This is a genomic window from Bifidobacterium sp. ESL0798, from assembly GCF_029395415.1.
Lineage (GTDB): Bacteria > Actinomycetota > Actinomycetes > Actinomycetales > Bifidobacteriaceae > Bifidobacterium.
Window position 1 is genome coordinate 1,428,221 of record NZ_CP113914.1, and the last position, 11,094, is coordinate 1,439,314.

Annotated in this window: 8 protein-coding genes; 4 read left to right on the forward strand and 4 right to left on the reverse strand. The window is 57.6% G+C overall.

Annotation, left to right across the window (positions count from 1 at the left end; all coding sequences use genetic code 11):
- Positions 1–245: 245 nt before the first annotated feature.
- The 3 genes from OZX74_RS06005 to OZX74_RS06015 all read right to left on the reverse strand — a co-directional run bounded on the left by OZX74_RS06005 (position 246) and on the right by OZX74_RS06015 (position 5,613).
- Positions 246–2,738 (reverse strand): DNA topoisomerase IV subunit B, encoded by a 2,493-nt coding sequence (locus OZX74_RS06005; RefSeq protein ID WP_277156063.1) that lies wholly within the window; start codon positions 2,736–2,738, stop codon positions 246–248.
- Positions 2,739–2,999: 261 nt separating this feature from the next.
- Positions 3,000–4,457: an RNA polymerase sigma factor gene (locus OZX74_RS06010; protein ID WP_277156064.1), complete on the reverse strand. Its 1,458-nt coding sequence runs from the start codon at positions 4,455–4,457 to the stop codon at positions 3,000–3,002.
- A 223-nt stretch (positions 4,458–4,680) separates the two neighbouring features.
- Positions 4,681–5,613 (reverse strand): hypothetical protein, encoded by a 933-nt coding sequence (locus tag OZX74_RS06015; RefSeq protein ID WP_277156065.1) that lies wholly within the window; start codon positions 5,611–5,613, stop codon positions 4,681–4,683.
- Positions 5,614–5,807: 194 nt separating this feature from the next.
- On the opposite strand from OZX74_RS06015, the gene OZX74_RS06020 reads away from it, so the two are divergent.
- From OZX74_RS06020 to OZX74_RS06030, 3 genes are all read left to right on the forward strand, one after another.
- A complete protein-coding gene (locus OZX74_RS06020) occupies positions 5,808–6,320 on the forward strand; it encodes a polyprenyl synthetase family protein (protein WP_277156066.1) in 513 nt (170 codons plus the stop codon).
- Positions 6,320–7,012: a polyprenyl synthetase family protein gene (locus tag OZX74_RS06025; protein WP_277156067.1), complete on the forward strand. Its 693-nt coding sequence runs from the start codon at positions 6,320–6,322 to the stop codon at positions 7,010–7,012. The genes OZX74_RS06020 and OZX74_RS06025 overlap by 1 nt, the downstream gene beginning before the upstream one ends.
- 99 nt (positions 7,013–7,111) lie before the next feature.
- Entirely contained in the window at positions 7,112–9,463 is a 2,352-nt protein-coding gene (locus OZX74_RS06030; RefSeq protein WP_277156068.1) for a Stk1 family PASTA domain-containing Ser/Thr kinase, read from the forward strand.
- 141 nt (positions 9,464–9,604) lie between these two features.
- Here OZX74_RS06030 and OZX74_RS06035 read toward each other — a convergent pair whose 3' ends face one another.
- Positions 9,605–10,306 (reverse strand): lysophospholipid acyltransferase family protein, encoded by a 702-nt coding sequence (locus tag OZX74_RS06035; RefSeq protein ID WP_277156069.1) that lies wholly within the window; start codon positions 10,304–10,306, stop codon positions 9,605–9,607.
- A 318-nt stretch (positions 10,307–10,624) separates the two neighbouring features.
- Between OZX74_RS06035 and OZX74_RS06040 the strand changes: the two genes are divergently transcribed.
- Positions 10,625–10,999, forward strand: a complete 375-nt coding sequence (locus tag OZX74_RS06040) for a DUF308 domain-containing protein (RefSeq protein WP_277156070.1) — start codon at positions 10,625–10,627, stop codon at positions 10,997–10,999.
- Positions 11,000–11,094 lie beyond the last annotated feature (95 nt).

Consider the following 11,094-nt stretch of genomic DNA (forward strand, 5'->3'; position numbering starts at 1 on the left):
TCATGACAATGATTCTTGACCCAGACGATGCCGAACCGCAGGTCAAAGACAACGTTTTCATTCTCTCATACCGGTGAGGACGAAAAGGCAAAAACGAAACGCCGAGGTCACATGATGCGGAATACGGCCGCAACAACCGGAATATGCGAAATCCAACCTATTCCAACTATGAAACATGACTCGTGCATAAAACTTGCCTACAACCTTATTTTTAGGCTATAGGCAAGTAGATATTGAAATCGCCATCAGGTGTCGATCTTGGTGCGGTCGAAGTCGTCGGCGTTGTCGACAATGAACTGACGGCGCGGAGGCACCTCGTCGCCCATCAGCAGGGTGAATATGCTGCTGGCGTCCTCGGCCTCCTCCATGGAGATGCGGCGCAGCATCCGGCTGCGCGGGTCCATGGTGGTGTCGGCCAGCTGGTCGGCGTCCATCTCGCCCAGGCCCTTGTAGCGCTGCACGTCGGGGTTGTAGGCGATGCCCTGACGATCGAGCTCGGCGAGCTTGCCGGCCAGTTCGTCATCGGAATAGGTGTAGATGAACTCGCCCTTGTGCTTGCCGGCCAGCGCGATGCGGTGCAGCGGCGGGACGGCGGCGTAGACATGGCCGTGGGTGATGAGCGGGCGCATGAACCGGTAGAAAAGTGTCAGCAGCAGGATGCGAATGTGGGCGCCGTCGACATCCGCATCGGTCATCATGATGACCTTGTTGTAGCGGGTCTGGGTGACGTCGAAGTTGGCGCCGCTCCCCGCACCGATGACTTGGATGATCGCCGAGCATTCTTTGTTGGCCAGAATCTGGGTCATGCTGGCTTTTTGTACGTTGAGGATCTTGCCACGGATCGGCAGCAATGCCTGGAAACCGGAGTTTCGGGCCGCCTTGGCCGTTCCCAGAGCGGAATCGCCCTCGACGATGAACAGTTCGGCCACATCGTCGTTGCCCGGCTGGCAGTCGGAAAGCTTGGCCGGCATGGAGGCGGATTCGAGCGCGTTCTTGCGGCGGGTGACCTCCTTGGTCTTGCGTGCCTGGATGCGGGCGTGCATCTCGCCGACGATCTTTTCCAAGACCCGCCCGGACTGCTCCTTGAAGCCGCGGCGCGACCCGTTGATCATCTCGCCGAATTGCTTGTCGGTCATCTTCGAGACGATCGGACGCACCGGAGCCGTACCGAGCACGTCCTTGGTCTGGCCTTGGAACTGCGGTTCGGCGATGCGTACGGTGACCACGGCCACGAAACCGGCGAGGATGTCGTCGCGCTCGACCTTGCTCTTGGAATCCTTCAGATTGACCTTGAGCTTGCGGGCGTTGGCCTCGACGGCCTTGCGCACCTGCTTGGTGATCGATTGCAGGAACCCGTCGACGTGCATGCCGCCGCCGGGGGTCTCCACCACGTTGACGAAACTGCGGATGGTCGTGTCGTAGCCGTTGACCCAACGCAGGGCGATGTTGACCGAGCAGTCTCGTTTGATCTTTTCGGCGTGCAGGTCGCCGTTGTCGTCCACCGCCTGCGTCTCTTCGGTATAGGTGGCGTCGCCGGCTATATTCCACACCGTCGAAACGGGCTCACCTTGCGAAAGGAAGTCGACGAAATCCTTCACGCCTCCGGTATGCAGGAATTCCTCGACACGCTTGTGGGGGCGTTCCAGCGCTCCATCGGTTTCGACGTTCAGCGAGGCATTGGCTTGCGCATCATTGCCGCTATCGCGGTCGTTTTGAGTTTTATCGGATGGATGATCGTCATCGGCTTCTGGGGTCTCGGATTTGCCATCAGCCGCGTTGATCTTGTCATCATTATCTTCCGATAACTCCGTATTATCATTTGCTCCATTATTTTCGGGATCATCGAACGTAACCGCAGAATTATCGAATGGAACCTCAGAATCATCGTCATCATCGAAGGCAGAAGCCAGAGTCGGAGCCTGAGAAGTCTCAGCAGCATCCACATCTCCAGAAGCATTACCGTTGGAAGACTCCTCCGGCTGTGGCGCGTCCACTTCGAACATATCATCCACGGCTGCGTCGCCGGTTTCCGGGATGTTCTCGTCAATGACGATAATCTTCAGGCCCGGAACCAGGAAGCTGGTCTGCCGTACTCGATCGATGAGCTGCTCGTAGCTGAAATGCGCGGTGTCGTTGAAAATCTCCGGATCGACCCAATAGCGGATGCGGGTGCCGGTGGTCTTAGGCGTCACCTTGCCGATGACCTCAAGTTCGGTGGGCTTGTTCTTCCGAGTCTTCTTGAACTTGTTGTCCGGAGAACGATGCTGTGTGTCCGGATCGTCGTAGACACCCGGATGGCCCTGATGGAAGGCCATATGGTAGGTTTTGCCGTTGCGGTCGACCTCGACGTCAAGACGCGAGCTCAAGGCGTTGACCACCGAGGAACCGACACCGTGCAGACCGCCGGAAGCTCCGTAGGAGGAATTGCCGAATTTCGCGCCGGCGTGCAGTTTGGTCAGCACGACCTCGACACCGGTGAGCTTGGTCTTCTTCTCCACATCCACCGGGATGCCACGGCCGTTGTCGGCCACTTCGATGGAACCGTCGGTATGCAGGGTGACCACGATCTTGTTGCAGGCACCGGCGAGCGCCTCGTCGACGGAATTGTCGATGATCTCCCACAGGCAGTGCATGAGTCCCTGGCTATCGGTGGTGCCGATATACATGCCCGGGCGCTTGCGTACGGCATCAAGTCCTTCCAGTACGGACAGGTCCTTGGCACTGTATTCCTCAACCATTCGCTTTCATACCTACCTTAACAAAAGAGATTCGGCGTTGAGCCACGAATTATCACCATACCCAACAGCCTCGCCAAAGCGGTACACGTTACAGCATGGTCTCTAAAAACAATACGGTCGACGATTTCCATCGTATCAACCGGCTTCATATCGAAACAGATCCGACAGCCAATCCTCTGCCGTACAACCAATCCTCCGAACGTGGAATCCTGTCGGATATGCAAAACCCGCCGCGCAAAGCGGCGGGCGAAGAGCCTATGATCACTGATCCAGGAAGTCGCGCAACGTCTGCGAGCGAGACGGGTGACGCAGCTTCGACATGGTCTTGGACTCGATCTGACGGATACGCTCACGGGTGACCCCGTAGACGCGACCGATATCATCCAGTGTCTTGGGCTGGCCGTCTTCAAGGCCGTAGCGCATCTTGATGACGCCGGCCTCGCGAGGCGAAAGCGTCTCCAACACCTGCTTGAACTGCTCCTGCAGCAAGGAGAACGCAACAGCCTCACTCGGCGCAATCGCGTCGGTGTCTTCGATCAGATCGCCGAATTCGGAATCGCCGTCTTCACCGAGAGGCGTGTGCAATGAAATCGGCTCACGACCGTATTTCTGCACTTCCTGCACCTTTTCGACCGGCATGTCAAGCTCGCGGGCCAGCTCGTCGGGTGTAGGCTCACGGCCGAGGTCCTGCAACATCTGACGCTGGACACGGGAAAGCTTGTTGATGACCTCGACCATGTGGACGGGCACACGAATCGTGCGGGCCTGGTCGGCCATGGCGCGCGTAATAGCCTGGCGAATCCACCAAGTGGCATAGGTGGAGAACTTGAATCCCTTCTTCCAGTCGAACTTCTCGACGGCACGGATCAGACCCAGGTTGCCTTCCTGAATCAGATCAAGGAAGAGCATGCCACGGCCGGTATAACGCTTGGCCAGCGAGACGACGAGGCGAAGGTTGGCCTCAAGAAGATGGTCCTTGGCCTTCTTGCCGTCGTTCGCGGCCCACTTGAGCTCACGCTTGCGCTTGAAGTCCATGCCGTCGGACTGGGAGTCGAGCAGATGCTGCGCATACAGCCCGGCCTCGATACGCTCGGAAAGATCGACCTCCTGCTCGGCGTTCAGAAGGCTGACACGGCCGATCTGCTTGAGGTAATCCTTGACGGGATCGGCGGTGGCACCGGCCGCGATCACACGGCGCTTCGGATTGCCCGAGGGGGTCAGATTGTCATCGTCGTCATCGTTGGTGACGACGAATGCGCCTTTGGCCTTCGGCAGTGCGGGAGCTGTGCGATGGGATGCGGCGCTGTCATCGTCTTCCTCATCCTCATCGTCGTCCTCGGGTTCGGAGGTCTCGTCCTCGTCGCTTTCGGGCAAAGTGGAGGAATCATCGGTCAGATCGTCGAAATCCTCATCGTCGTCGACTTCCGTTACATCGTCGACGTCATCGAGATCGGCATCCTGAAGTTCCACATCGTCCGAAATGTCCTCGGGATCCTTTTCGATATCAGTGATATCAGGCTTTTCCTCGTCCCTCTTCGCCTTTTTCGACGTTTTTTTCGCAGCGGTGGTTTTCTTGGCTTTCTTCGTTTTGGCTGTCACCTTACGCGTAGTCGTTGAAGAAGACGAACGGGTGGCCTTCGACTTACGAGTGGCCTTGGTATCCTTGCTATCCTCGCTTTGCTCAGACTCTACGGTTGTTGCCTGTTCCTTCTTGGCCAAACGTACCCTCCTAAAAGTGAATGATAATTATGCCCACGCCTCTACAAGACGCGAAACCACTACATTACAAAACCAGTAACTATAAGAGTCAACCATCAAACAAGGACGATTATTCCCGTTGACAACAAATGACTTCGTCAAAACATACGGGAATGTCCATCCGCTTTTGTTTTAATGGGTTTCTGCTCAGCCAAGGCCGAAGGCCATTCCCTTCTTTCGGATTCTACATTCGCCATGCGGGACGCAAACCCTGGTCGATCGCAGAACAGATAATGCGCGCAAGCGTGCATTGCCCATCCAGGCAAAGCGCCTGGCGCGCGTAGTCCAGCGCATCGTCGCCGCCCACCCACCATGACCCGTATGCGGCCACGGTCAACGGCTGGACTTCGAAACGTCCGCAGACCATTGCGGCCATGTCGGCAAGCATGTCTATCCCGCACGTGCAACGTTCGAGATCGGGCGAAGCATCGGCATCGTTGAAAGCCGCATCCAGCAGTCGGTAAAGACGGATGACGTTGGCCGGATCATGGGGTTCCGCCGCCAAGTCGAGCATTGCCTCGACACCGACCTTCGCATTCGTCGCACCCACCAATGACATGATCAAAGCATCACGAGGGGAAAGCATATCCGCCATCGCCACACAGATGGCAGTGGCATTGGGCTTTGACATACGATGACGATGATTGCACAGGTTGTCGTTCCATTCGCAGAACGGGGCATCAAGCCAATCGCGACACGCTTTGGCGATTCCCTTCTCCATCTTGCACTCTTGCAAGTGTCTCGCCAATGCCTCCAATTGAGCGTTTTGAGGGTCTTCCTGCGAATCTCCGATGGCATCTGCGGCACGCTGCGCTATCGCGGCGTCGATGATATGCTCATCTATGCTGTCCAAGTTGATTTGCCGTTCAGGCTCGTCACAGCAATGATGCCGGGATTGCTTTTCGCCCGGTCTTGATGCCAGTGCATGCTCCGCCATGCCTGACATCGAACGCTTTCGAGGTTTGACGCCTCCCCTGCTGCGGCAAGCGGGACCGTTGGCCGCATTCGGCTTTTCTCGGACACCCGCTGGACGATGAGGGCGTGAACCCGAAGGTCCTGCCACAAGACGACGTTGCGATGTCTTGTCAGTCGCATAGGTTGATGTTTTCTTGCTCATGGTTGCTCCTTGTTGTTGGTTGCGCTTTGCCGGCGCTGATCGGCAAACGGATAAAACATCTTGTCTGATTCACTATGGCACACTTTGCCTGTTTTCCGTGTGATTTTCGGTCACGGTGGTCGGATGCTCATTAACGTTGAAAATCCGCCGTTCTTTGGCTCTATATGACAAAGTGGATAGGCAAGTATGATGATGTGGATAATCTGGTAGGCATGCAAGCAAGTGTGGATAACCGTGTCATCGACCGACGCATCGCCGAACTATGCAAGGAATGGATGTATGTCAATGGCCACCATGATGTGGCGACGAATCTTAATCCGACCTTGCAAGCCGTCTTCGACGAAGGTCTGGCCGCCAATCAGGGCGGCAAACGGCTTCGGGCGCTGCTCGCCCTGTCCGCGTTCAAGGCCTACGGAATTTCGACATCCCCAGCAGCGAGCGGCGATGGCGAGGATTCCGCAACGCCAAGCCATGGAAAAGCTGCGAACGCAACTCATTCAGACGACTCCAGCCGGCTTCTTCCAACAATCCGAAACGTTCCCGATGCCATGCTCGACCTGACCTGCGCCATCGAAATCTATCAGACCAGCGCGTTGATCCACGACGACATCATCGATGATTCACCCTTGCGCCGCGGCCGCCCCAGTGCCCATGTCAGCCTGAGGGGAAAAACGGGCCGGACAATCTCGGAACCGGGTTGGCGCTGATGCTCGGTAATATGCTTGCCACCGCCTCGGTCGATATCGCCACATCAGCCCTTGAAAAATCGGTATTACAACATCCCGATGCCAATCTGCATACGTTCCTTGATATGCAACGTGCTGTCGAAATCGGACAGACGCTGGATCTGGGCGCTGAAACCATCAGCCTCGACGAACCGGACGAACTGATCAACGCCTCACTTAACGTCTTTGCCTGGAAAACGGCAAGTTACACCACCATCGCCCCGCTTGAACTGGGACTGTGCGCTTCAGGGATGGATCCGGAAACCGCACATCAGGCCGCGTACGACATCGGGCTGCCGCTGGGGGTTGCGTTCCAGCTGACCGACGACCTGCTCGATGTCATCGGCACGTCGCAATCCACCGGCAAACCCATTGGCGGGGACATCCGCGAAGGCAAGCATACCGTTCTGTTCGCCGACGCCCTGCAAGCGGCAGACGAAACAGGCAGACAGACTCTTATCGAGATATACCGCAAACCCGCCAGAAGCAACGCTGACGTGCATGCCGTGCTCGGTCTTTTCGCGTTGAGCGGTGCCATCAATCTGTCACGCAAACGTATCCACGACCGGTGGAGGCAAACGCAGACGGCAATCGCCAAAACAGATATGACACCGGAAGGCCGTACTATGCTGACGGCTTCCTGCGCACGATTCATCCCCGACGCACTGAGGTAATCCGCTGTCCGCCTATTTCGTCCGAATCCCTGACGTACCTTATGGCATGTAATATTGAGACATTCGTACCCACCAGCAGCCAAGGAACACAACCAAGTCATGAGCGAAGCCGAAACGCAACCGCAAACCCCACTGATCGACGGGCGTTACCGCGTCTTGGGGCCGATCGCGGACGGCGGCATGGCTACGGTCTACAAGGCCCGCGACGAACGGCTCGAACGCATCGTGGCCATCAAGGTGATGCACACGCAGCTGGCGCAGGGGCCTCACCGCGACCAGTTCGTCGCCCGGTTCCACCGCGAGGCCCGCAGCGCCGCCGCCATCAGCAACCCGCATATCGTGCAGGTCTACGATTCCGGTACGGCCGGCGGACGCGACTACCTGGTGATGGAATACGTGCATGGCGTCAATCTGCGCCACGAGATGAACGAACGCGGCACCTTCAGCGTCCATGAGACGGTGCGTATCATCTCCCAGACGCTCGACGGGCTGGCGAGCGCACATCGGGCCGGCGTGGTCCACCGCGACATCAAACCTGAAAACATCCTGTTGAACGACCGCGGCCGCGTGCAGATCACCGATTTCGGGCTGGCCAAGGCGATGAGCGAGGCGACGCTTTCGACCACCGGCATGCTTTTGGGAACGGCGGCCTATCTGGCTCCCGAAATGATCGAAAACAATCTCGCCACCCCGCAAGGCGACCTCTATTCCGTAGGCATCATGGCCTGGGAAATGCTCGCCGGGCAAGTGCCCTTCACCTCCGACAACCCGGTGACGATGGTCTTCAAGCATGTTCATGAAGACGTGCCGGCGCTTGAGACAGTCTGTCAAGGCATCGATCCCTCGATCTCGACTTTTGTAAGCCATCTGACGGCCCGGGCGGTCGAAAGCCGCCCTGCGGACGCCTCGGCCGCGTTGCAGGAGCTCAGGACGCTGAGCTCGCATATCGGCGTCGACGGCTGGCAATACCGCTATATCATGCCCGAACAACGTGCCGAAGACGCGGGGAAAGTGAGCACTTCCCCACTTGTCGGCACGGCTCCGCCGATGCCACCGACAGCTACTGCAGCTGCGGCAGAGCCAGCCACCGCAGAATCCGTCACCGCCTCCGAGCCTCCTGCAAGCAATGAGCCTCCTACGACACCAGCGGTTTCAGCTTCCTCGCCAATGCCTTCGACGTCCCCAACCGCCCCGGCAGTGTCTTCAACAACCCCCGTTTCCTCACCGATGCCTTCCGCAGCCCCAGATTCCACGGCAACGCATTCCATGCCCCCAGGCACTTACGAGCGCCAATCCTCACCCAACGCCGCCACGCAGGCCATCGATGGACGGACCCTGGCCAACGACGGAACGGCTGCGGCGAACCATCCGACCGTGACCATCGGTCTGATGGATGCGCCAGATGGCGAACACAGCAAGGATATGGCTGGCAATAACCCGGCCGCCGAATCAAAACCCAAAAAGCCTTCGAAACTGCGCAAGCCGGTCATCGTCACGACCATCATCCTGACACTTTTGGCGATACTCGCCGCCGCCGGCGTGGCATGGTGGTATTTCCTCGGCCCCGGAAGCTATTACAGCGTGCCCAAGCCCGAGGGCCTGAGCTGCAGCAGGAACAGCGTATGCCGTATCACCGATGTCGAATGGAAACCGTACGAGAGCACCCTCAAGGTGGCCGGCATCCCCTATGAGGTTTCCGAACAATTCAGCGATACCGTGGCCAAAGGCGAAGTCATCTCCACCGATCCCGGAAATGTGGGAGAACATGTGAGCAAGCGCACCAACGCAAGACTCAAGGTCGTCGTCTCCAAAGGCGTGCGGCACGTCACCATCCCCAAAGACATCCTCGACCCGACCAGCGCTGCCGGGGCAAAGCCCATGGAGACCCTCTCCCAAGCCGGTTTCACGAACATCGTTCACGAGGAAAGCAAGGACGAATACTCCGAAGACCTTCCCCTGGGAGCCGCAAAATCCATCTCTCCCAAGCCCGGAACGACGATCGCGCACAACCGCAAGGTGACACTGGTCCTCTCCAAAGGACCGATGCCGGTGAGCATGCCCGACGTGACGGGTCGAACGAAGGACGACGCCCAGGCTGCGTTCGACGATGCGAAACTCAAACCGAGCTACACCGAAGCGTTCGACGATACGGTACCGGCCGGCTCCATCGTCTCCACATCGATCAAGGCCGGCACGCAGCTGCATTGGGGCGACAAGGTCGATGTCGTGGTTTCCAAGGGGCCGGAGACGGTGACCATTCCCGACGTGCGCGGCAAGAACGAAAACGACGCCCAGAAGACGTTGGAGGCCTTGGGGCTGAAGGTCAAGATCTCCGCGCCGTTGGGAGACCTCACCCATCAGGTCCGTTTCCAATCGCCCGACCCCGGAGCGCAGGTTCGCGTGCGGGGCAATGACGGCGGCCCCACCGTCATCACGCTTACCGTGGTCTGAAGATCGTTTCGCAGAATCCGTGACTTCTGACTACTGACCGGCACGAACGTCCACGACACTGCTTGCAGCTAGTGTCTCCAGCCGCTTGTTGCGCTGATCTCACCGCCCAATCGTCCGTTATTACGTTTGAGCCTGGTCCGGCTATTGTGCTTGTTTGGCCTGTTGCACCTTGTTCATTCGCGCTTTGACGGTTTGGGCATATTCGTCGACGTATTCCTGCCCGCTGAGCTTATCGATTTCGGCCATGACATGGTCGGTCAACTCGCGCAGCTCGTCATGGGTGATGGTATCCGGATCGACTTTACGCACCGAAATCGGTTTGCCGTAAACCACCTTGGTGTACCCGGAGCTGGGAACGACCTGTCCGGGCATCTGTATCTTCCTGCTGCCGATGACGGCCGTGGGAATGATGTCGCAGCCTGTTTCCAGGGCAAGCTTCGCCACGCCGGTGTGCCCCCGATAAAGCCTTCCATCGGGGCTACGCGTGCCCTCTACGTGAATGCCGAAAAGATGCCCGTCTTCGATGATTTCACGGGCGTGAGCAAGCGCCCCGAGCGATTTCGAGCCCCCTGAACGATCCACCGGGAACACACCGACGGAAGTGAACCACCATTTGATGAACTTGCCCTTGAGACCCTTGCCTTCGAAATATTCGGCCTTGCCCATGAAATGAACCATGCGCGGGCTGGTCAGCGGAATCAGCGCATCATCGATGACAGCCAGATGATTCGAAGCGATGATACCGCCGCCGGTTTTGGGAATATTGTCGACACCGACGCCTTCCGGATGCATACGCCAACGGGCCAGCGGGCCAAGACTACGAACAAAGAACCAATAGAGCACGAGCTCCTACCTCCCTAAAATCTCGCACGTCTGACAGGCATGCTCTTGAAGAAAGCAATTGGCCGACCGCTGGGTTAGAGTGGTCGGTATGACTAGCCTCAAGGATAGCAACAACAGTGACGACAATCGGGATGATGCCGATTCCGACGCTGAATCGGGGGCTAATGAGAGCAAAAAAGCACCCGTTCCGACGCTGCGGCACTTGAGGAAGCTTGGAAACAGTTTGAGGCCGAACATGCCGATGACCTTGACGACATCAGCAGTTCCCGTAGCGCAAAACGCTTTGAAAAGCGAGCCAGCCAAGAGGAAAAGAAGACTTTGCTTTCCATTGAAAAAGTTGCGCCGGATTCCTCTGCTCAGGGAGCATCCTCAAAATCCTCGAAACCACATGGACCTCGCGATTTCGAGGGTTCCAGCTGGCTGGACACCGATGATGTCATGGACAGCTTCGACGACTTCACGCCGCCGAATCCCGACTTGGGCCATCTCAACCCGGTAAAGGTCGTATTCTGGGCGTTGCTGGTAGTCGGTATCGCCGGGCTCATCGCTGCGGTCTTCTTGCCCAGATTTGCCGGCATCATGGGTCTTGTTTTCGGCCTATGCGCGTTGATAGGCGGCGTGGGACTGCTCACCATGCATAAGGGATTCCGGCAGACACAAACGGATTATTTCGACGACGGGTCCAGGGTCTGACCGATCGATAGCCCATTCATCAGATTCCAACGAAAATACACAAAACAAGATGTCAATTAATTGCGCATTTCAGTACAAACCAGTATTTTCATTAT

Coding starts and splice junctions, on each gene's coding strand:
- OZX74_RS06030 (WP_277156068.1), top strand. CDS start 7,112: ATGAGCGAAGCCGAAACGCAACCGCAAACCCCACTGATCGACGGGCGT.
- OZX74_RS06015 (WP_277156065.1), bottom strand. CDS start 5,613: ATGAGCAAGAAAACATCAACCTATGCGACTGACAAGACATCGCAACGT.
- OZX74_RS06005 (WP_277156063.1), bottom strand. CDS start 2,738: ATGGTTGAGGAATACAGTGCCAAGGACCTGTCCGTACTGGAAGGACTT.
- OZX74_RS06025 (WP_277156067.1), top strand. CDS start 6,320: ATGCTCGGTAATATGCTTGCCACCGCCTCGGTCGATATCGCCACATCA.